Consider the following 21,700-nt stretch of genomic DNA (forward strand, 5'->3'; position numbering starts at 1 on the left):
GTCTGCAGGTCGTGACGGCGACGATCAGGCCTGGGCTTGGCGAGCGCACGTCGGACCCGCAACCTTGACCGGCGTCCGCGCCGCGATCCCTCCAAGGAGTAGATTCATGTCTTCCGAACCCCAGGCCCCAGGCGCGACCGCGCCTCTGTCCAGCCTCCCGCTCTTCTATCGTGCGCCAGAGCCGCTCTCGGCGGCCGTCCATGGCGCCTGGCGGCTGAAGGACGGCGATGTGTCGTTCGCCGCGGACGCCCCTTTCGTGCCGATCGTCGTCGGCGAACTGGCGGCCTGCGCGCGGTCCTATCCGATCGTCTTCGCCGCCGGCAACGCCCAGCCGATCGCGGTGCTGGGTCTGGAACGGGCCAATCTGTTCGTGACCGATGGGGCGTGGGCTCGGGACGCCTATCTTCCCGCCTATGTCCGTCGCTATCCGTTCGGTTTCATCACCACGGTCAATCCGAAGGGGTTTGCGCTGATGATCGACGCGGCCTCAGACCGGGTCGCGCGGACCGGGGAAGACGGCGTCGCTCTGTTCGACGGAGACCTCAAACCCAGCGCGATGACCGAGCAGGCCCTGGCGTTCTGCGAGGCCTTCCAGGCGGAAGCCGCAGCGACCACGGCGTTCACCGAGGCCTTGAAGGCGAATGACCTGCTGATCGATCGCCGCGCCGACGCGACGTTGCCGGATGGTCGCAAGCTGGGCCTCGAGGGCTTCCAGATCGTCGACGCCAAGAAATTCGCCGGGTTGGCGGATGATGTCGTGCTGGATTGGCACCGCAAGGGCTGGCTGGCGCTGGTGCATTTCCACCTGTCGTCGCTTGAACGCTTCTCCGCGCTCCTGACCCTCCAGGCCGCGCGGGCCGCCGCTCCGCCGCCGGCCAAGGCCTCGAAGAAGCCCGCCAAGGCGCGCGCCGAGCCTGTCCCGGCCGCCACCTAGGTTCAGCGCAGGCGCGCTGGTGAGTCGCTTACCCCGCCGGCGGGCGGTGGCCTTGCCATGCCCGCGACCCCTGCGGCTCAGCTCGCGAGCAATCGGCTCATGAGATCGGCGCGGACGCCCCAGCGGGGGTCTTCAAGGGCGGAGAACTCCAACCGGTCGGCGATGTCGGGATCCTGATCCAGCCGGGCGACGGTCGCCTCTACGTCGCCGACATAGACGTAATAGCGGACGCGGCCCGAGCCCGTTTCGACAAACACCAGCATTGGATCGGACGCCGCGCCGCCGCCGAAGGCGAAGGTCTCGAACGCGGCGATCTGGTCGTAGTCGGCATGGCTCGGAAGACCCACAGGCTCTCCGAGCGGGTACTGAAGATCGACGACGAGAAGGTCAGGGCGGCTGTCCATCGCCGCCGGCGGGACGGTCTTCAAGGCGCGGATGAGAAGCGGCCGGCCGTCCACCTGGGCCTCGGCGCCGAGCCACGCGTCCTGTTCCATCATTTCCCCCGAACACTGATGGCCATGTTCGTCCTATGCCACGGCGGCGCCCTGGGCCAGATCGTCGTGTTCAGGGGTGACGCGCAATCGGGCGTCGCCTAAGTCAGCGGGATGTCGGCCGGCCTTGAACAGGAGCTCGCATGTGCGTTCTAGCCTTCGCTTGGCGCGCCCATCCTCGCTGGCGCCTCGTCCTCGCCGGCAATCGCGATGAACTGCATACGCGCCCTGCCGATCCTCTGGCCCGGTGGCCGGACGCCGATCACGTCCTGGCGGGTCGTGACTGGCTTTCGGGCGGAACCTGGCTGGGCGTCTCCGAACAGGGCCGGCTTGCCGTGGTGACCAATCTGCGAGGCTTCGGCGGACCGAAGGCCGACGCTCCGTCCCGCGGTCTGCTGCTCAGCGACATGTTGCGGGGCGCGGGTGACTTCCTGGACCCGTCCGACGCCGCGTTGGAGACCTTCAGCCCGTTCAACCTGATCCGCGTCGAGAATGACGAGGCGGTCTTCTGGACCAATCAACCCGCTCCGGTCCGCCGCCCCCTGGCGTCCGGACTCTATGGCCTCTCCAACGGCGAACTGGATGAACCCTGGCCCAAGACCCTTCGCCTCAAGGCGACCCTGGCGGGCTGGCTGGAGGGGCCGGCGGACCACCCCGAGATATTGCTCGGTGGCCTTCAGGACGAACGATTGGGCGTGGACGGCGCCATCCCCGCGCAGCCGTCCGATGCTCCGTTCGAGCCGCGCAACTCGTCCGTTTTCATCCGGGGGCCGGTCTACGGCACCCGCTGCGGGACGGTGGTGGCGATCGACGCCGAGGGGCGGGGGCGCATCCTGGAACGCCGCTTCGACGCGGACGGCCAGAGCACGGGCGAGACCGATCTGGCCTTCGCCTGGCCACGACGCACATGACGCGATCACCTCGGTTTCCACCGAGGTGAGGCCTGCGCCCCTTCACACCTGGATCAGCGCAGCACCTCGTCGGAATCCACCAGGACGACGTCGTGCATCTGGTTCAGATAGGCCTCGTAGTAGCCCTTGTGCGAGCCGCCCACGAGGGTCAGCATCTTCACGCCCGGCCGCTGGCCCATGATGTCGCGCATGTTGGCGACCATGCGCAGGTTCCGGGTCTCCCAGTAGGTCAGGTACATCCGACCGAAACCCTCCGGCGAGGGGTCCTTCTGAGCTGCGCCGTAGTCGCTCTCATAGGCCAGGCGCTGCGCCTCGGCGCCGTTGTAGTGGCGATAGAGGTTCAGCAGGCCGTCCGGCTGCGACAGCCCGGCCATGAAGGGCTCCTCAATCGCCCGGCGCTCTTCGCCCGCCGGGTTGTTCCAGACCTGGCGGATCGCCCGGACGTAGCCCTTCACGTCGGCCGGATAACGGTCCGCCGAATGGTCGTCGACACTCCACACCCGCTCCAGTCCCAGCCGCGCGGCCAGGACGGCGGCGATGGAATCGCTCTCGTTGATGCTGTCGAGCTGCGTGTTCAGTTGGGCGACCAGCGTCGCATCGAGCCCTTCGCCTTCACGGCGCTCGGTGGGGGTCAGGCGCAGCCACTGGACGAAGGCCGAGGTCGGCTCGCCCGCCGCCAGGAAGACCGCGGCCAGACGCCGACGCTGCTCAGGCGCGGGCGCGGCCGGCCACTCCGCCAGCAACCGCTCAGCCTCGGCGTTGGCCGCCGGAACGTCCAGACCGGTCTGCTGGCCGGCGTGGCCGGCGTCCGGGCAATAGTCGTTGATCGACACGGCGTAGCGCTGCGGATAGCGGCGCATGGCGTCGCACTGCAGGCCCGAAACGTTCTCGATGGCGATCACCTCCGGCGCCCAGGCCGCCAGACGATCCAGCACCGGCGTCAGCATCTCCGCCCGGACCGTGTCGCCCATCTGGGCTAGGTGCGGCGAGCCGAGCACCAGCACTTCGTTGAGCCGCCCCGCCGGCGGTCCCTTGTGCTGGTCCGGATGGAAGGAGGGGCGGTAGGCTTGGGCGGCGGCGGCGGACGCCCCCGCAAGAGCCAGCGCGACGCCCAAGACCAGAAGGCGAGCGGAAGAACAACGACGAACGGTATGCACGGGATAGTCCTGAAGGATGGAAAGCGCCGCCGCCGGCGGCTCAAAAAGGGGGCTAGTTCGCGGCTTTCAGTTCCCGCACCCAAGCCTGGAGCGCTTGCTCGTCGGCCATGTTCCCGGCGTAGGCGTGCGCGGGGACTTGCGGTTCGTTGTTGCCTCGCGCCCGGCCGCGATAGACCTTCATCGGGACCCATACCCTGGCCAGGCCGCTGGGCAGGGCGGCTTCGCGCAGTTCCATGTAGACGGTGTCGGCGTTGGTTTCCCGCCCGATCTGAACGGCGCCCAGCGTCTTCCACAGATCGACGGCGTCCAGGCAGGCCGACCCGCAGCGGAAGTCGGTCAGGACGTAGACGGTCCCCTTCATCGGGTTTTCCGGCGGGACGGGGTAGGTGGGCGGAGTTTCCTGCGGGGTCTGCTCGCGCCACAAGGGCTCGCCGGCGGCCATCGCACCCTGCATGCCTTCAACGGCGTTGTTCGCCCAGGCGATCATCTGCGGGTCGCCGTTGGCGGCGGTCAGTTGATCGCGAAGGGTCTTGAGGCCCGCGGCATTGCCTTCGGACGCCCGCCAGTCGACGCTCTCGATCGGCGCCATGGGATGGGTCGTCGCCCAGTCTCCGCCCCAGAGGGTCAGCGCCAGACGCGCGCTCCAGTGCGAAGATCCGCCGCCGTTGTCGCGGACGTCCAGAACCACATAGGGGGCGGCGCGCAGACGGGCCTGGTTTTCCGTCGCCTCCGTCAGCAGGGCCGTGAGGGCCGCGTAGGCCTCGGATCCGGGATTGCCGTCGAACGACGGCATCGACAGCCACACGCCGCCGTCCTGCAGCGTCCTGATGCCGAAGCCGTGCGAAGTCCGTTGGATGAGGGCGGTGCGTCGGGCGCCGAGGTCCTGGGCTTCGATCGCGCGCCAGTTCAGGCGATAGGATCGCTCCACGCCCTGGGTCTCCAAGCGGCACTCCGACATCTCCGGGATCCACGGATTGCTCGGGCTCATGAAGACCCAGTCGCCGAACTGGACCTTCTGCGCTTCAAGGAACCAGCGTCCGCGGAAGGCGCCGACGCGACGCTCGGCCAGGGTCGCGGCGTCGACGCCGTCGCAGGCGATCAGCTTCGCGCCCAAGGGCGGGGCGTCGGTGTCGGCCTCGTCCCGGCTGGCGACGACCTGATCGGCGCCGTCATAGACGGTCAGGAAGCCCGGCCAACGCGTCGGGAAGCCGCCCTGATTGGTCAAGCCGATGTCCACATGGCCGTCGTCGAAGCCGGCGATCAGGCCGCGCATGGCCCACCACCAGCCGCCGGAATCCGTCGTCGTCTCTGCCCGTTGACGCGCCTCGGCCAGACCGGCCTCGACCCGCTCGCGGAAGGCCGGATTGCGGTCGTCGTACATGCCCGGGTGGGTGTCCTCGATGATGCGGCCCAGGGCGTCGACATCGCTCTTCAGCGTCGCGGACCAGTCGCGGGGGGATGTCATCCATTCCGGCGACGCCTGTTGCGCCCAAGCCTGCGGCGCCAGAAGCGCCGCAACCGCCGTACACAATCCCCACTGCCGCAGACTCATCGGATACCCCTCAAATTGCGCGCGGGAAGCTAGAATTCGCGCTGCAAAAAGCAACGATTGTTTGAGCGATCGGTGATCGCGCGGGCGACTGTGCGGAGAGGCGAGACTTGACGGCTGTGTTCGAGGTGTATTAGTGAGCTAGTACACCAGAGGCAGGCCCCTTGCCCTTCACGATCGATCCTTCAGACAGCCGACCGATCTACGTCCAGATCATGGACGAGATCCGGCGAGCCATCGTCGTCGGCGCCTTCGCGCCGGACGACCCGCTGCCGTCCGTCCGTCAGCTGGCCGGCGATCTGCGTGTCAATCCGAACACCGTGTCCCAGGCCTATCGCGAGATGGAGCGGGACGGCCTCGTCTACGTCCAGCGAGGGCAGGGGACGTTCGTCGGCTCGGCCCGGCCGCTCGAGGCTGACCGCCGCGCCCTGCTGGCCGAGGTCGCGCAGCGGGCCCTGATCGAAGCGCATCGTCACGGTCTGGGGGTGGACGAATTCATCGACGCGATCCGGGACGCCGCCGCGGGCGGCGCTCCGACGAGGACTTCAACAGAATGACAAGCCCCGACCTTATCCCGCCGCCTGATCTCGACGAGACCCCGCCTGAACCGGGCGGTGGGCTGTCGGTCACCACGCGACGGCTCTCGAAAAGCTACCGGCGCGAAGTCGCGCTCACGGATGTCGCCCTCGAGGCGCCGGCGGGCGCGGTCTACATGCTCGCGGGAGCGAACGGAGCCGGCAAGACGACCCTGTTGCGGCTTCTTCTGAACCTGGAACGCGCCGACAGCGGCGACATCCGCGTCGGAGGGCTGGACCCGCGACGCCAGGGTCCGGCCGTGCGCGCGCAACTCGGCTATGTTCCGGACCGCTTCGACACTGGTCCCGGCTGGATGAGCGCGGGCCTGTGGCTGGAGCAGCGTTCGGCCTATTATCCGGCCTGGGACGCCGACTATCTGGACACCCTGTGCCGGCGGCTGGAGATCGATCGCGGTCGGAAGCTGGGCCAGCTGTCCAAGGGGCAGGCCCGGCGCGTGCAGCTGGCGGCGGCGCTCGCTCATCGGCCCGCCCTGCTGGTGCTCGACGAGCCGATCGACGGACTGGATCCGGTGGCGAAGGACGTCTTCCTGGGCCTGGTGTCCGATCATCTGGCCGACACCGGCTGCACGGTCCTGGTCTCCTCGCACCAGATTCATGAGATCGACGGCCTGACCGACCATGTGGGCGTCCTGGCGGCGGGCCGCCTGATGTTCCAGGGCGCGCGCGAGACGTTGCACCGGACCTTGAAGGTCTATTCCGCGGCCGGGCCGGACGGCTGGGCCGGGCCGTCGGATCTGGCGGGCGTGCTCCACAAGGGGCGGTTCGGACGGGACATCCAATGGACCGTCCAGGGCGAGGAAGCCGACATCGTGGCCCGCATCGCCGCGTCCGGCGGACAGGTCCGCAATGTGGCGCCGCTCAATCTCCATGACGCCGTCGTCACCCTGATGCGTGGAAAGGATCCGGCATGACCGAGGCCCGGATAGCAGCGCCCCCCGGCGCGATCGCCATTCTGCGCGCCCAGGTGCGGTTTATCGGGCGCGCGCTGCGTCCCGAGTTCATCGCGCTGGCCGTGGTGCTCGGCGTCGTCACCTTCATGGGGCTCAGCTTTGTCGTTCTTCAGGGCGACGCCCTGGACTACCCGCATGAGCTGATGATGCTGGTTCCTCTGATCGCCTTCGTCCTGCCGCTCAGGCTCTGGTCGACGCAACGTCTGTTCAACCGCAGCGACCTCTGGACCCTGCCCGTCGAGCGACAGAAGCATGTGCTGATCCGGGTCACGGCGGGCGCTGTCTGGGTCCTGGGCCTGACCGGCCTGGTGGTGGCGTGGTTCAGCGTCCTGGCGGCGGTGTCGGGCGGACGGTTGGTCGGGTGGGGGGCGGGCGGGGCCTGGTTCTGTCTCGTGCCCTTCGGCGCCGCGCTGGTGGCACATCTGGCGGGATCGGTTTTCGTGGTCGGCCTTCGCTATCCGGTGCGTTGGTTCGTGGTCCTGGTGGTGGTCTTCTTCATCGGCGCCGACATGGGACCGGACCGCCTGGTCTCGGCCGTCGCGGAAGTGCTCGGAGAGGGGGCGCTGGGTTTGGACGCGGCCCTGACCGGCGGCGTCGGGATGTGGCGCGAACAGGTCGAAAGCGCCGGTCCGGCGATGGTGGTCAATCCGCCCGCCGCCGGCCGATGGGCGCTGGCCCTGCTGTTCTGGATCGGCCTGGGCCTGACCCTGCTGGGCCTGGCCTCCGCCCGGCACCGGGAGCGGAACTGATGGATGGTCTGGTCCAGGACGTCGCCGCCTTCATCGCGCGAAACGCCGCCTGGGCGGGGCCCTTGCTGGGGGTGCTGACCTTCGGCGAGTCTCTCGCGGTCGTGGGCGCCTTCGTACCGGCCACGGTCCTGATGCTGATGGCCGGAGGGTTGGTGGCGGCCGGGGTCCTTCCGCTTTGGGCCGTTCTGGCCTGGTGTGTCGCGGGCGCGGTCCTGGGCGAGGCGGCGTCGTACGGCCTCGGACGGCGGGCCGGGTGGTCGTTCGTTCGAGCGCCGGCCCTGCGTCGCCATCGCCGGTCGATCGCCCGGGCCCGCCTGTATTTCAGCCGCTACGGAGTCGTCGCCATCTTCGCCGGTCGGTTCATGGGGCCGATTCAGGCCTTCGTTCCTCTGGTCGCCGGCATCACCCGCATGACGCGCCTGCGGTTCCAGATCGCCAATGTCGCCTCCGCCATGATCTGGGTCCCGGTCATGCTGGCGCCCGGATATCTCGCCGGCGGCGGCCTGGCGGGGCTCTCGCCTGCATTGCTGCAGGTCCTGGCCGCCGTCGCCGCTCTGATGATCGGCGTCGTTCTCACCCTGGAGCCGCTTCTGAAGGATCGGCTTTCGGACCTCACGCTCAACACACGACGGCCGGCGTAACGCGCCCCTTCGTCGCCCCGACCTCAACGCCTGGAAATCATAGAGCATGTCACACCCCCTCAAGCTGACCCGCGCCTGCCTCATCCCGGCGATCGTCCTGATGGCGGCCACGCCGCTGGTCGCCCACGCGCAGCAGGACCGACCGACCGTGCAGGCCCGGAATGCGACCCGGACCTACAGCGCCGCGGAATTCTTCCAGACCACCAGTTTCGGCCTGGCCAGCGGGTCCGGGCTGGCCTTCTCGCCGGACGGCGCGTCGGTGCTGGTGTCCAGCGACGCCTCGGGCGTCTTCAACGCCTATGCCTTGCCCGTGGCCGGCGGGGCCGCCGTGCCCCTGACCGCCTCCACCACCAATGCGACCTATGCGGAAAGCTATTTTCCGAACGACGACCGGATCCTGGTCGCCGCGGACGGCGGCGGCGATGAACGCAGCCACGTCTATGTGCGTGAGCGCAACGGCGCGTTGCGGGACCTGACGCCCGGAGACGCCGTGAAGGCCAATCTGATCGGGTGGAAGGGCGACCGGTCGGAGATCTGGGTCGCCTCGAACGCTCGCGACCCGAAGGTGTTCGACATCGTCGCGATCGACCCCACCACCTATGACAGCCGGCTGCTGTTCGAGAACCCAGGCATGACGCTGGGGGCCATCTCCGCCGACGGGCATTGGGTCGTGCTGGAGGAGCAGCTCGGCAGCGGCGACGGAAATCTCTACCTTGTCGATCTGCGGGTCGGCGGAGAGCCGCGGCTGATCACGCCCCACACCGGATCGGTGAAGTATCGGGTATTCGATTTCACGCCGGATTCCCGGGCCCTGCTGTTCGGGAGCGACGCCGTCGGGGAGTTCGGTCGGGGGTATCGTCATGATCTGGCGAGCGGCGAGACGACCGACGATCTGAAGGGCGACTGGGATCTGACGGCGTTGAGCTATTCGCCCTCGGGTCGCTACCGGATCTCGGCCTTCAACGTCGATGCGCGGACCGAGCTGACCGTCCTGGACACCACCACCGGACGGGCCGTGGCGCTGGCCGGGGTTCCGGAGGGCGATATCGGCACGGTGCGGTTCAGCGACGACGAGCGGCGCATGGCCTTCACCGTCGCGTCCGACACCTCGCCCAACGACATCTTCGTCGCCGATCTGACCACGGGTCAGACCCGCCGGCTGACGACCGCCCTGAATCCGGCGATGCGGGAAGACGACCTGGTCGAGGCCACGGTCGTTCGATACCGGGGGGAGGGGGATGTGATGATCCCCGCCATCCTGTACCGCCCGCACGGCGCCTCCGCCGCGACCCCCGTTCCGGCGGTCGTCCTGGTGCACGGCGGTCCGGGCGGGCAGAGCCGGCGCGGCTATTCCGCCATGGTCCAGCATCTGGTGAACCATGGTTACGCCGTGCTGGCCGCCAACAACCGGGGCAGTTCGGGCTACGGCAAGACCTTCGTGCACATGGACGACCGGCGTCACGGCGAGGCGGACCTGCGCGACATCGTCGCCGGCGGCGACTGGCTGCGCGCGCAGGACTGGATCGCCGACGACCAGGTCGCGGTCATGGGCGGTTCCTATGGCGGCTATCTGACCGTCGCGGCCCTGGCCTTCCATCCCGAGGCCTTCGAAGCGGGCATCGACATCTTCGGCGTCACCAACTGGGTGCGGACACTGGAATCGGTCCCTGCCTGGTGGGGCGCGCAACGCGCGTCCCTGTTCGATGAGATGGGCGACCCGGCGACCGACGCCGAGCGCCACCGTCGCATTTCACCCCTCTTCCATGCGGAGGGCATCGTGCGGCCCCTGCTGGTCGTGCAGGGGGCCAACGACCCGCGCGTGCTTCAGGTCGAAAGCGATGAAATGGTCGCCGCGGTCCGCGCCAACAACGTGCCGGTCGAGTACATCGTCTTCCCGGACGAGGGGCATGGGTTCCGGAAGCGCGACAATCGGATCGCGGCCCAGGAAGCCTATCTGCGGTTCCTCGACACCCACGTGCGGCGCGGGCGATCCGCCGGTCGGGCGAGCGGTCAATGATTGTCTGACGCGCGGCTCGACACGGCTTCGACCGGCTAGCGCCCGGTCGAAGCCGCCGCCTGCTTGCGGGCCGCCGCGCGTTCGTCGCACATCGCCTTGATGCCGGCGGCCAGGGTGATGGGCAGACGCTCCGAGATCGCCCGGAGATCCTCGCTGCTGCACATGCCGCCCGACAGATTGTCGATCCGGCCGGTCTGCGCCAGCGAGAAGGTGAAGGCGCCGGTGAGGAAGTGGTACCCCCAGTAAAGGTCTTCGAGGTGCGCGTCCGGCAGGAGCCGTTTCATGTCCTCGATCAGCACCTCCGACACATGGTCGAAATTCTTGGACATCAGCCGGCGCAGGTCGGCGTGGGTCGCGTTCACGTACCCGATGATCATGCCGTAGTTTCGGTAGCCGCCGTCCTTCAGCATCATCTCGAACGCGGGGGCGGTGAAGGCCCGGATCACGCCCTCGAGTGAGAAGGACTCTCCGGCCGTCCGGCGGTACTCGTCCAGGGCCCGCATACGGGCTTCGTTGGCGAGCCCGGAACGGCGATCGACAACCGCCTCGAACAGGCTGCTCTTGTCGCCGAAATAGTAGCGGATCAGGCCGGTGTCGATGCCGGCCGAGCGGGCGACGTCGTTGATGGTGACGCCGTTGAAGCCCGATTCAGCGAACAGCGCCTCGGCATGATCGAGAATGGACTCCATCGAGTCCCGGCGTCGATCAGCCTGGGCCTTCCGGGGCGGCGCCGCTCTGGCGGGAATATCGTCTTTCAAATCACCAACGCCTCTTAACGTTGCGGCAGCTTTAGCGCCTCGCCCCGATCTTTGCCAATCATCTATTACTTCTTCGGGGAAGGAATAAGTTTGACAACGTCCGCAGGCTTAATAAGCTCCGCTCACAACAAGGATCGCCGGAACCCATACCGGCGCCGGTTCATAGGGTGGAAAATGAAAACCTGGCTCCTCGCCGGCGCAAGCCTGCTCGTCATTTCCGGCGCTTCCGGCGCCGCCGCGCAAGAGGCCCAGCCCGCGGCGTCCATCCCGGAGGACCAGACACCGGCTGACGCCCAGCCCACGGAGATCGGCGAGGTCGTCGTCACCGGTTCCCGGGCCATCCGCAACGGCGCCCAGGCGCCGACGCCGGTCACCGTCGTGTCGGCCGAGCAACTGCAACAGTCGCAGCCGGGCCTGATCGGCGAAGCGCTCAACACCCTGCCGGCGTTCCGCGGCTCGTCGCGCCCGACCACCGGCGGCACCAGCGCCTTGGCGCAGAACACCGGAAGCTTCCTCAACCTTCGCAACCTGGGTGCGCAGCGCACCCTGGTGCTGATCGACGGGCGCCGGGCGGCCCCGTCCGCGCGCGACGGCTCGGTCGATATCAATGCCCTGCCGTCCCAGCTGGTCCGACGGGTCGATGTGGTCACCGGCGGCGCCTCGGCGGCCTATGGGTCGGACGCCGTCGCCGGGGTCGTGAACTTCATCCTCGACACCAACTTCACGGGCCTGAAGTCGGAGATCCAGAGCGGGATCTCCAGCGAAAGCGACGCCGAGTCCTTGAAGTTCAGCCTGACCGGCGGGAGCGATTTCGCGGACGGCCGCGGCCATGTGGTCGCTAGCGGCCAATACTACGAAGTGGAAGGGATCCCGTCCCTGACCGAGCGGGACTGGGGCCGCTCATTCTATGGCTCGCTGAGCAATCCCGCGGTTCCGGGGCAGCTGATCTTCCGGCCGGACGTGCGCAGCGCGACGACCTCGCCCGGCGGTCTGATCATCAGCGGACCCCTGGTGTTCCAGCAGTTCCGGCCCGACGGCACCCTGGCGCCGTTCAATCGCGGCTCGGTGCAGTCGGGGCTGATCCAGGTCGGCGGGGATGGTTCGCAACTGTCCTCGAACATCTCGGCCGATGTGCGTACGCGCAGCCTGTTCGCGCACGTCGACTATGACCTGACGCCGGAGCTGAGTGTTTTCGCGCGGGTCAGCTATGCGGACACCGAGAACCACTACAATCAGGTCCAGGCCTTCAACGTCGGCGGCTTCAACGGCTTCACCATCTTTAGCGGCAACGCCTTCCTGCACCCGTCCGTGCAGACCATTCTCGACAATACAGGCACCGCCGCCTTCGGCATGGGGCGCATCAACACCGATTTCGGCGATCCGGCCAACGCCACGACCAAGAACCGCCTGATCGACACGACCGTCGGCTTCGAGTGGGACGGCCCGGCCGGCTGGACCGTCAACGGCTACTATGAGCACGGCGACAACCGGTCGGACACCCGGACCGACAACAACGTCATCCTCGAACACCTCTTCGCCGCGGCGGACGCCGTATTCGCTCCGGGCGGACAGATCGTCTGCCGCGTGACCCTGACCAATCCGGGACTCTATCCCGGATGCGTGCCCATCAACCTGTTCGGCGTCGGCGCGCCGTCGGCGGCGGCGATCGACTACGTCACCGGCTCTTCGGCGTTCCGGACCGTTCTCAACCAGGATGTGGTGGCCCTGGGCGCGCGCGGCGATCTGTTCTCGACCTGGGCGGGGACGATCTCGGCGGCGGTCGGCGCCGAATACCGCCGCGAGGAAATCGAACAAACGACCGACGCGATCGGGCCGAGCATCAACGACGCGACGGGCATCCGGGGCTTCCCGGCGCCCTACCAGAACCAACCGGGCGGATGGCTGCTGACCAACGTCTTCCCCGTCGCCGGGTCGTACGATCTGTGGGAGGTGTTCGGCGAGGTAGTCGTTCCCCTGGCCCGCGACCTGCCCTGGGCCAAGTCGCTCGATTTCAACGGCGCCGTTCGCTACACGGACTACAGCACCAGCGGCGGCGTCACGACCTGGAAGGCGGGCCTGGTCTACGAGCCGGTCGATGGCGTTCGCCTGCGGGCCACCCAGTCTCGCGACATTCGCGCGCCGAACGTCCCAGAGCTGTTCGCCGGCATCACCCAGAACACCGGCTCCGTCATCGAGAACGGCACGACCATCGGCATCATCGCGGCGACCAGCGGCAACGCCCTGCTCAAGCCCGAGGAAGCCGACACCTTCACCGCGGGCATCGTGGTCCAGCCGAGCTGGCTTCCGGGCCTTACGGCGTCGGTCGACTACTACTCCATCGACATCGACGGCGTGATCGGTTCGCTGACCCCGCAGGTGACCCGGGATCAGTGCGCCGCCGGGGCGACCGCGCTCTGCGCGAACATCACACGCAACGGGGCGGGCGTGATCACCCGCATCGTTTCGCCGACGCTGAACCTGAACCGGCTGAAGACGGCGGGCGTCGATATCGAACTCGGCTACCGACCGGACTTCGAGACGTTCGGCGGTCAACTGAACCTGCGGGGCGTGGCGTCCTATCTCGGAGAGATCACGACCGAAGTGTTCGGCGGGGCGACCGTGGATCGCGCCGGAGAGGTGGGCGTGACGGCCAACCCGGAGTGGACGGTCACGGCCAGCGCCGAGTGGACGCGGGGTCCGTTCTCCCTGTTCGTCCAGGAGCGCTACATCTCGGAGGGAACCTTCGACGTCACGCGCGTGGAGCCGAGAACCATCGAGGACAACAGCGTCGGACAGGTCTTCTACACCGACCTGACCGCCAGCTACGCCGTGAACGATCGGGCGCGCGTGACGGTCACCGTGAACAACTTGTTCGACCGGGAGCCGGCGCTGGCCCCCAACGGCACGTTGGCGATCTTCACGCCGACGAACCCGCAGCTGTACGATCAGATCGGACGCTATTTCACCGCCCGTCTGAGCGTCCGCTACTAGGGGACGGGGTGATGACGTCTATGACGCGCCGTGCGACTCTGGCGGGAGGGGTAGGGGTCTCCCTGGCCTCTCTGGTGGGCGGCTGCATCGCACCGGCCCGGCCGGCCTTGCCAGAAGGCCTGCCGTTCGCGCCTGCGCAACTCGCGGACCGCCAGACGCTTTGGGCGTGGATCGAGCGGCTGAACAGCTTCGGTCCCCGCCTGACGGGCTACCCCGCGCACGAGGCGTCGCTGGACCTGATCTCTCAGGAACTGGAAGCTCTGGGCCTGATCGTCCAGAGCGATGTGCATGCGATGACGCGCTGGACGGCGCAGGGAACCAGCCTGTCCGTCTCCGGGGCGCCCGTTCCCGTGGCCTCCGCGTTCGCCTATTCCGGCCGGACGGGGCCGAAGGGCGTCACGGCGCCCCTGGTCTGGCTGGGCGAGAAGCCGAAGTCGCTCGAGGCCGCGGCGGGCAAGATCGCTGTCGTGCCGGTCAAGAACGCGTCGATCGGCTTCCTCGTCCGCGACCTGATGTTCACCCGCAAGACCTTCTACCCAAGCCGGGAGGAGGCGGATTTCTCGGGCACGGTCACGACGCCCCTGCTGTCGGGGCTGAGCCCGGGGATCGACCTGGCGGCGGCCCGGGCGGCGGGCGTGCTGGGCGTTGTCTGCGTCTTCCAGGACATGTCCGAGGACGCCGCGCGCGACCAGTACAATCCCTTCACGACGCCCTATCAGGATTGCCCCGCACTGTGGGTCGGTCCCGCCGTCGGCGCCCGGCTGAAAGCGGCCTGCGAGGCCGGTGAGCAGGCGACGCTGGTCCTGGAAGCGGAGCTTGCGCCGGACACCCCGACCCGGACGATCTTCGCCGTTCTGGAAGGATCGAACCCGGACGAGACGATCATCGTCAACACCCATACGGATGGGCCCAACGCCTGCGAGGAGAACGGCCCCGCCGCCCTGCTGGCGCTGGCGCAATACATGTCTCGCCTGCCGATCGCGCAACGCCGGCGCTCGATCGTGTTGGCCTTCGTGACCGGTCATTTCCAGATGCCGCAGATCAGCGGCCACGAGGGTCAGGCGACCTCGCGCTGGCTGCGTGATCATCCCGAGCTCTGGGACGGGAAGGCGGGGAATCGCAAGGCGGTGGCCGGGCTCACCATCGAGCACATCGGCTGCCGGGAGTGGAAGGATGTCGAGGACAAGAGTCGCTCGGCGCCGACGGGGAAGCTGGAGCGGGAGCTGGTCTATACGACCAACGACGTGATGGATCGGGTCTTCGCCGGAGCGGTCGCGGGGCGGACGAAGATCCGCGCCCTGACCGCCGAGCCGCGCAACGGCGTCCACCTCGGTGAAGGGCAGCCGCTGTTCGCCGCCGGCATTCCCGCCATCGCCATGTGTCCCGTGCCCGACTACCTGTGCGCCGTACGGTCCGGCGGGGACCTGGACCGCCTGGATCCCGAGTTCGCGCACCAGCAGGTTCAGACCTTCGCGCGCGCCCTGCTGCAGCTGGACGCCCTGCCGGCGGAGACGATCGGCTCGCCCAATCCTGCGAAGACCACCCTGGTCGGCAGGGGCGTGAAACTTGGACAGTGAACCCGTAAGGATGATTTCGATGACCCTTTCCCGCCGCGCCGCCCTGGGTTCTATCGCCGCCGTCGGCTTCACGGGACTGGCGGGAAGCCGGGCCGTCGCGCAGGCGTTCAACAGCGGCGCGCTGGGCCGGCCTCTGCCGGCTTCGGCCGCGGTGACGGTCGACCGCTCCCAGTTCCTGCCCAGCAGCCAGATGCGCCAGTGGCATGTCGACCTCGACGCCCTCGGCCTACGCGCCACGGGATCGGCGGCGCACGACGTCTACATCGAGTCCCTGCACGACCGGCTCGTCCAGGCGGGCGTCAAGAACGTCCGATACGAGGACGTCGAGATGCAGCGATGGACGCCGACGGCCTGGGGATTGGCGGTTGGGCCCGAGGGCGGCGCCCTGGAGCGGATCGAGGTGTCCGCCTATGTGCCCTATTCAGGCGTCACGCCCGAAGGCGGCGTGGTCGGCGAACTCGCCTATCTGACCGCGGCGCAGGTCAGCGTGATCGTCAACCACCGGCCCGGCTCCGAGGAACTGATCGCCGGGCTGGCGGGCAAGATCGTGGTGGCGGAGACGCCGGTCCTGCCCACCGTGGCGGGCATGTTCACCCAACTGGCCATCGATACCTACGATCACGGCCCGACACTGCTGCCGACCGAACCGTACCGGCGCTCCTGGATTTCGCTGGTCGCGCCATCGCTGCTGGCGACGCTGGAGGCCGTCGGGGGGCTCGGCCTGGTCGTGATCACCGCCGATTCCCTGCTGCCGAAATACCGCAAGATCTATGGCCCCTATGACGCCGTCCTGCGCGAGACGCCGGGGCTGTACGTCGACCAGCCCACCGGAGACAGGCTGCGGGCGGCGGCCGCCGCCGGGCAATCGGCGAGGCTGACGCTCGACGCGAAGATCGTGCCCACCAAGACCCGGAACGTGATCGGGGTGATCCCGGGACGGACAGACGAACTGGTCGTCCTGAACAGTCACACCGACGGGACGAACGGCCTTGAGGACAATGGTCCCGATGTGATCGTGGACATCGCGCAATACCTGGCCCGGTTGCCGACCGAATCCTTGCCCCGGAGCATCATGATCATGCTGTCCGCCGGCCATTTCGCCGGCGGGAACGCGATCAAGGCCTTCCTGCGTCGGCACGCCGATGATGGTGTGCTGGACCGGATTAACTGCGTGCTCACGATCGAACACCTGGGTCTGCAGGAGTGGGTGTTCAACGCCGAGGGCGAACTGGAGCCGACGGGCCGCAACGAACTGGCCGCGCTGTTCACGCCGGAGATTCCGCCGCTGGTCGAGGCGGCCAAGGCCTGGGCCGTGAACGCGGACGCCTCGCCGACCTATGTCATTCCGCCGACCAACCCCAACGGAGACGGCGACGCCAACGGCGCGATGTGGCCCGGCGAGGGGCAGTATTTCTGGGGCATCGGCGGCATCCCGACGATCAACTACATCACCGGTCCCGCCTGCCTGCTGAACTACGACATCGAGACGGTCGACTATGTCGACTTCGATCTGCTGCACCGGCAGACGATCGCCTGCACCCAGATGATCCTCGATCTGGGGCGGATCAGCCGGGCGCAGCTTCCGCGGAGAGTGCGCGGCTGACCTCGTGGCGGCGACGCGACCTCAGTCCTGGATGCCGAGGTCGCGCATCATCGTTTCGCGCATGACGAATTTCTGGATCTTGCCAGTGACGGTGAGGGGGAATTCACGAACGAACCGGATGTAGTGCGGCAGTTTCTGGTGAGCGATTTCACCGTGGCAGAAGGCCAGGAGTTCGGCCTCGTCCATGGTCTCGCCGTCGATCAGCATGACCCAGGCGCAGACCTGCTCGCCATAACGTTCGTCCGGGACGCCGAAGACCTGGACGTCCTGAATCTTGGGGTGGCGATAGAGGTATTCCTCGATCTCGCGGGGGTAGAGGTTCTCTCCGCCCCGGATGATCATGTCCTTCAGTCGCCCGACGATGCGGCAGTAGCCGGCCTCGTCGAAGGTCGCCAGATCGCCGCTGTGCATCCAGCCGTCGGCGTCCTTGGCGTCGGCGGTCTGCTCGGGTTCGTCCCAATAGCCGATCATCACGGAATAGCCCCGGGTGCAGAGCTCGCCCGGAACGCCCGACGGCACGACGGCGCCGTCGGCGTCGATGATCTTGCATTCGACGTGGGGATGGATGCGCCCGACCGTGGACACCCGCTGCTCCAGCGGATCGTCCAGGGCGCTCTGGAAGCTGAGCGGGCTGGTCTCGGTCATGCCATAGCCGATGGTGATGTCGCGCATATGCATGCGGTCGATCACCTTGCGCATGATCTCGATGGGGCAGGGCGATCCGGCCATGATGCCGGTGCGCAGCGACGACAGGTCGAACTCGGCGAAACGCGGGTGTTCCAGTTCGGCGATGAACATGGTCGGTACGCCGTAGAGCGCCGTGCAACGCTCGGCCGCGGCGGCCTCCAGTGTGACCAGGGGGTCGAAGCCCTCGCCGGGGAAGACCATGGCCGTGCCGTGCGCGACCCCGACCATCACGCCGAGCACCATGCCGAAGCAGTGGTACAGGGGCACGGGAATGCAGATTCGGTCGTCCGGCGTGACGGCCATGGTCATCCCGGCCATGTAGCCGTTGTTCAGGATGTTGCGGTGACTGAGGGTCACGCCCTTGGGCCGCCCGGTCGTGCCGCTGGTGAACTGGATGTTGATCGGATCGTCGCAGGACAGGCCGGCTTCGGCAGTGTGCAGGACGTCCGGTTTCGCCGCGCGCCCGGCGGCCTCTATGGCCGCGAAGCCGGCGGCGCCGGCCAGGGTCGGCGCATCCATCTGCACGACCAGCTTGAGATGGGGCAGGCGGGCCGCGTTCAGGTTTCCGACGGTCGCCTCGTCCAGCTCGGGCGCCAAGGCGCGGATCAGCGCCGGGTAGTCGCTGGTCTTGAAGGGCGGCGACAGGACCAGCGCCTTGCAACCGACCTTGTTCAGCGCGAACTCCAGTTCGTCGAGACGATAGGCCGGATTGATCGTGGTCAGGATCAGGCCGGCGCGAGCCGCGGCGAACTGGGTGATGATCCATTCGACCCGGTTCAACGACCAGATCCCGATCCGGTCGCCGGGCGCCAGGCCGTGCGCCAGCAGGCCGGCGGCGAAGTCGCCGGCCCGGCGGTGCAGCTCCGCCCAGGTCAGGCGGACGCCCTGCGCGGGGAAGACGACCGCCTCGCGCTCACCCCAGAGCCGCGCCGCCTGCGCCAGCGCCGCGCCGATGGTGTGGGTCAGCAGCGCCGGCTCGGTCGGGCCTTGAACGTGGCTGTCCATGGTCCGGCTCAGTCGTTCGCGCGCGGCGTCTGGACGACGCATTCGAAATTGGCCTCGTCGTTCGTCGCGCCTTCACCCTTCCAGCGCGCGACCTTGGGATAGGCGCAAAGGGGGCGGGTGCTTTGGGCCTGGCCGGCCGGCATGTTCAGCAGCTGGGCCAGGTCGTTGGCGTATTTGCTGGCCACGATCCGCTCCGGCGCCGGAGCGCCCTCCACCCAGGCGTCCAGTTCGCCCAGCATGTCGAAGGTGTTGGGGCCGGGGCCGCCGAAGCAGTGACCCATGGCAGGCACCATGAACAGGCGAGCGAAGCCGTCCACGGCCTCGGCGCCCATGGTGTCGCGCACAGCGTCGAAGTAGCGGATCGTGCCCTCGGCCGGCAGGGCCGCATCGCTCCAGCCGTGGTACATCAGCAGCTTGCCGCCCGACGCCCTGAAGGCCGACATGTCGGGATTGTCGGAATCGAGAATGCCCGCCATCTCGGCTTGGGCCCGGTCGAAATCCTTGTCGAAATCGAACTGGTCCAGCCGCCAGTCCGCGTCGTTGAAGACGAAGTTGGCGAAGAAGGAGCGGGCGAAGTCCGGCTGCTGCGCCGCCGCGTCGGTGATCCACAGGTCCCAGCCGTTGCGGACCGCCTCTCCGCCGGGCGAGAAGCCGGGGAACAGGGACGCGCCGGTCACGCCACGCCGGGGGCCGGCGTAGAGGGCCTTGAGAGCATCGAGTTGAGGCGCGGTCAGGCAGCCGTCCGTCGCATCGACATCGCAGCGGATCGTCGCCGGATCGAACCGGCAGACGCGCGGATCTTCGATGACCCCGTCCTTGACGCCGTCCAGATCATCGCAGGCGGCCAGGGCGGCCGCCTGGATGCGCGCCAAGTTGGGCGCCTTGAGCATGCTTTCCGGGGACTGGTGCGCGGCCTTCCAGGACCAGGCGAATGACGCCATCAGATGGGTCCAGGCATTGGCCGGAGCGCCGGCGACGATGCCGTCGAAATCGTCGGGATAGCGTTGCGCCGCCATCAGCGCCTCGCGGCCGCCGTCGGAGCACCCCTGGAAATAGGAACGGTCTGGGCGGCGACCGTAGTAGGCCTCGACCAGCGCCTTGGCGGCGACCGCCGTGACGTGGTTGGCGCGGTGTCCGAAGTCGATGATCCGCTCAGGCTGGTTCAGCGCCCAGCTGGCGTTCTTTCCGTCGGCTCCGGCTTCGGTGTGACCCATGTCGGTCCCGGCGACGGCGTAGCCGCGGCTCAGAGCCGGCCTCATGGACAGCCGGGGCGGCCCCAGGGCGCCGCCGAAGCCAGCGTTGCCCATCGCCGCGAACTTGCCGTTCCAGGCGGTGGGCGCTGGAAGCCAGACCTCGGAATGAATCTCCGAGCCGGGAGCCGGGGTCAGGGTCACCGAGACCCGGCAGTAGGCGGCGTTGGCGGTCAGCGACGGCAGGCCGAAGGCCTCGATCGGCTGGCGGTCGCCAGGTTTCACCGCGACGGCGGCGTCGATCCGGGTGTTGGCCAGGCGCAGCGTGGTCAGGCGGTCGCAGGCGGGATCGGCCGACTGGGCGTGGGCGCCGGACGCGGCGGCGAGCGCCCCGAAGGCGACGGCGGCGGCGAGGCTGGATCGAAGGATCATGCTGTCACTCAGCTGGCTTGGGGCGGGGAGGGGGCGGCGTCCGCGGCTCCGGTCCGGGCCGCGATCTCTTCGACCATCACGGCGTGGGTCCGCCGGTTGATCGGGTAGAAGCAGATCAGGGCTGCGGCCGCCAGGGTTCCGGCCAGCGGCGCCCAGAACATCAGGGCCTTGATGTCGGCCAGGGTCTGCGGCGACTGGGCGACATTGGGGACGTAGCCGAACTGGGTCAGGGCCACGCCGAGCGCCCCGGCGCCGAGCCCGAGGGCCACCTTCTGGCCGAGTACGGTCAGGCCGAACACCAGGGACTCGGTGCGCACGCCGCTGCGCCATTCGCCGTATTCGACGGTGTCCGGCAGCATGGACCAGAAGCAGACCACGCCGGCGGCGATGCCCACGCCTTGAAGAACCAGGGCGGCGAACAGGACGCCCAGGGTCTGGCCGTCGGCGAAATGCCACAGCGTCAGGCCCAGCACGCTGGGCACGGCGCCGACCAGCCAGGTGTTGCGCTTGCCGATCACCCGCAGCGCGATGGCCCAGAGGGGGGTGGTGACCACGACCGTCAGGGCGATGGCGCCCAGACCCAGGCTGCCCATGTCGGCGTCGCCGACGACATATTTGAAATAATACAGAAGGTTCTTGGAGAACATCGTGGTCGAGAATGAAGTGATCACGATGGCGCCCAGCAGCAGGTGCAGGGCCCGGTTCGACGCCAGGCTGCGCCAGACGGCGGCCGGCGCGCGACGCGGCTCCGCCGGCGCGTTGGGCGTATCCAGCCCACGACTGCCCCAGGCCGTCAGCATCAGACAGCCGGTGGCGATCGCGCCATAGACGGCGCCGATGATGATCCAGCCTTGGCGTCCGTCGCCTTCGCCGCCGAGCGCCGAGGCGAAGGGCAGGGTCAGGGCCGCGACGATGATGGCGGCCAGGGCGCCGAAGACCATGCGGAACCCGGCCAGGTCGCCGCGCTGGGCGCTGTCGCTGGTCACCCGGGCGAACAGGGAGGCGTAGGGAATGGCGACCAGGGCGTAGAGGGTGCGGAACAGCAGCTGGCTGATCAGGGCGAAGGCGACCGCTCCGGCGACATGGCTGCCCGGGCCGACGAACAGGACCACGAAGGCCGGGGCCAGCAGCGGCCCGCCGAGCACCAGATAGGGGCGATACCGGCCCCAGCGGCTGCGGGTGCGGTCGGCGATCAGGCCGACGATCGGGTCCATGGCCGCGTCCCAGATCAGGGCCGCCATGTAGATCAGGCCGGCGGTCGTCGCCGGAAGGCCGACCACGTCGGTGTAGAAGAACAGCAGATAGAGCTGGGTGGTCTGCCAATACAGATTGCACCCGAAGTCGCCCACGCCGATCGCCAGCTTGCGCAACGGCGATATGCGTCCGGACAAGGCCGCCTGGTCCTTAGCCACGTTCTCCGCCCCCATGTTTTTCCGGCTGGACTGGGCCCAGACCTATTCTT

The 21,700-nt window shown here is 68.3% G+C and carries 17 protein-coding genes; 10 read left to right on the forward strand and 7 right to left on the reverse strand.

Translation table 11 applies throughout. The features are described 5' to 3' along the window. The first annotated feature begins 106 nt into the window (after positions 1–106). A complete protein-coding gene (locus AC1RRF_RS04855) occupies positions 107–934 on the forward strand; it encodes a SapC family protein (protein WP_492833330.1) in 828 nt (275 codons plus the stop codon). Between the two features lie 77 nt (positions 935–1,011). Here AC1RRF_RS04855 and AC1RRF_RS04860 read toward each other — a convergent pair whose 3' ends face one another. After that, complete coding sequence (locus tag AC1RRF_RS04860; protein ID WP_492833331.1) at positions 1,012–1,428, reverse strand: DUF695 domain-containing protein; 417 nt, start codon at positions 1,426–1,428, stop codon at positions 1,012–1,014. A 140-nt stretch (positions 1,429–1,568) separates the two neighbouring features. Here AC1RRF_RS04860 and AC1RRF_RS04865 point away from each other — a divergent pair, with 140 nt between their 5' ends. Beyond that, positions 1,569–2,336 (forward strand): NRDE family protein, encoded by a 768-nt coding sequence (locus AC1RRF_RS04865; RefSeq protein WP_492833332.1) that lies wholly within the window; start codon positions 1,569–1,571, stop codon positions 2,334–2,336. A 53-nt stretch (positions 2,337–2,389) separates the two neighbouring features. Here AC1RRF_RS04865 and AC1RRF_RS04870 read toward each other — a convergent pair whose 3' ends face one another. Then, complete coding sequence (locus AC1RRF_RS04870; protein WP_492833333.1) at positions 2,390–3,493, reverse strand: DUF5694 domain-containing protein; 1,104 nt, start codon at positions 3,491–3,493, stop codon at positions 2,390–2,392. A gap of 52 nt (positions 3,494–3,545) precedes the next feature. Further along, positions 3,546–4,958: a S41 family peptidase gene (locus AC1RRF_RS04875; RefSeq protein WP_492833334.1), complete on the reverse strand. Its 1,413-nt coding sequence runs from the start codon at positions 4,956–4,958 to the stop codon at positions 3,546–3,548. 248 nt (positions 4,959–5,206) lie between these two features. Between AC1RRF_RS04875 and AC1RRF_RS04880 the strand changes: the two genes are divergently transcribed. From AC1RRF_RS04880 to AC1RRF_RS04900, 5 genes are read left to right on the forward strand one after another with little or no spacing between them, the layout of a single operon-like run. After that, positions 5,207–5,599: a GntR family transcriptional regulator gene (locus AC1RRF_RS04880; RefSeq protein WP_492833335.1), complete on the forward strand. Its 393-nt coding sequence runs from the start codon at positions 5,207–5,209 to the stop codon at positions 5,597–5,599. Continuing rightward, positions 5,596–6,549 carry an ABC transporter ATP-binding protein gene (locus AC1RRF_RS04885; RefSeq protein WP_492833336.1) on the forward strand — a complete coding sequence of 318 codons (954 nt, stop codon included), beginning with the start codon at positions 5,596–5,598 and terminating at the stop codon, positions 6,547–6,549. Before AC1RRF_RS04880 ends, AC1RRF_RS04885 begins: the two co-directional genes overlap by 4 nt. Next, positions 6,546–7,337: a hypothetical protein gene (locus tag AC1RRF_RS04890; RefSeq protein WP_492833337.1), complete on the forward strand. Its 792-nt coding sequence runs from the start codon at positions 6,546–6,548 to the stop codon at positions 7,335–7,337. Before AC1RRF_RS04885 ends, AC1RRF_RS04890 begins: the two co-directional genes overlap by 4 nt. Beyond that, positions 7,337–7,978, forward strand: coding sequence for a DedA family protein (locus tag AC1RRF_RS04895; protein ID WP_492833338.1), 642 nt, complete (start codon positions 7,337–7,339; stop codon positions 7,976–7,978). The genes AC1RRF_RS04890 and AC1RRF_RS04895 overlap by 1 nt, the downstream gene beginning before the upstream one ends. Positions 7,979–8,024: 46 nt before the next feature. Continuing rightward, complete coding sequence (locus AC1RRF_RS04900) at positions 8,025–9,995, forward strand: alpha/beta hydrolase family protein (protein WP_492833339.1); 1,971 nt, start codon at positions 8,025–8,027, stop codon at positions 9,993–9,995. A 35-nt stretch (positions 9,996–10,030) separates the two neighbouring features. On the opposite strand, the gene AC1RRF_RS04905 is transcribed toward AC1RRF_RS04900, so the two are convergent. Then, positions 10,031–10,684 carry a TetR/AcrR family transcriptional regulator gene (locus AC1RRF_RS04905; RefSeq protein ID WP_492833340.1) on the reverse strand — a complete coding sequence of 218 codons (654 nt, stop codon included), beginning with the start codon at positions 10,682–10,684 and terminating at the stop codon, positions 10,031–10,033. Positions 10,685–10,927: 243 nt separating this feature from the next. Between AC1RRF_RS04905 and AC1RRF_RS04910 the strand changes: the two genes are divergently transcribed. Genes AC1RRF_RS04910 through AC1RRF_RS04920 form a run of 3 tightly spaced genes read left to right on the forward strand, consistent with a single transcriptional unit; the run spans position 10,928 to position 16,924 of the window. After that, entirely contained in the window at positions 10,928–13,744 is a 2,817-nt protein-coding gene (locus AC1RRF_RS04910) for a TonB-dependent receptor plug domain-containing protein (protein WP_492833341.1), read from the forward strand. 11 nt (positions 13,745–13,755) lie between these two features. Beyond that, positions 13,756–15,321 carry a zinc-binding metallopeptidase family protein gene (locus AC1RRF_RS04915; protein ID WP_492833342.1) on the forward strand — a complete coding sequence of 522 codons (1,566 nt, stop codon included), beginning with the start codon at positions 13,756–13,758 and terminating at the stop codon, positions 15,319–15,321. Positions 15,322–15,340: 19 nt separating this feature from the next. Further along, positions 15,341–16,924: a hypothetical protein gene (locus AC1RRF_RS04920; protein WP_492833343.1), complete on the forward strand. Its 1,584-nt coding sequence runs from the start codon at positions 15,341–15,343 to the stop codon at positions 16,922–16,924. 21 nt (positions 16,925–16,945) lie between these two features. On the opposite strand, the gene AC1RRF_RS04925 is transcribed toward AC1RRF_RS04920, so the two are convergent. Genes AC1RRF_RS04925 through AC1RRF_RS04935 form a run of 3 tightly spaced genes read right to left on the reverse strand, consistent with a single transcriptional unit; the run spans position 16,946 to position 21,629 of the window. Then, on the reverse strand, positions 16,946–18,658 hold the full coding sequence (locus AC1RRF_RS04925) for an AMP-binding protein (protein WP_492833344.1): 1,713 nt from the start codon (positions 18,656–18,658) through the stop codon (positions 16,946–16,948). Then, the gene (locus AC1RRF_RS04930) at positions 18,625–20,238 is read right to left on the reverse strand and encodes a tannase/feruloyl esterase family alpha/beta hydrolase (protein WP_492833345.1); all 1,614 of its coding nucleotides are present in this window, start codon (positions 20,236–20,238) and stop codon (positions 18,625–18,627) included. Before AC1RRF_RS04930 ends, AC1RRF_RS04925 begins: the two co-directional genes overlap by 34 nt. Before the next feature lie 8 nt (positions 20,239–20,246). Beyond that, positions 20,247–21,629 (reverse strand): MFS transporter, encoded by a 1,383-nt coding sequence (locus tag AC1RRF_RS04935; protein WP_492833346.1) that lies wholly within the window; start codon positions 21,627–21,629, stop codon positions 20,247–20,249. Between the last annotated feature and the right edge of the window lie 71 nt (positions 21,630–21,700).

Source organism: Brevundimonas sp. GW821-FHT12C05 (genome assembly GCF_058807475.1).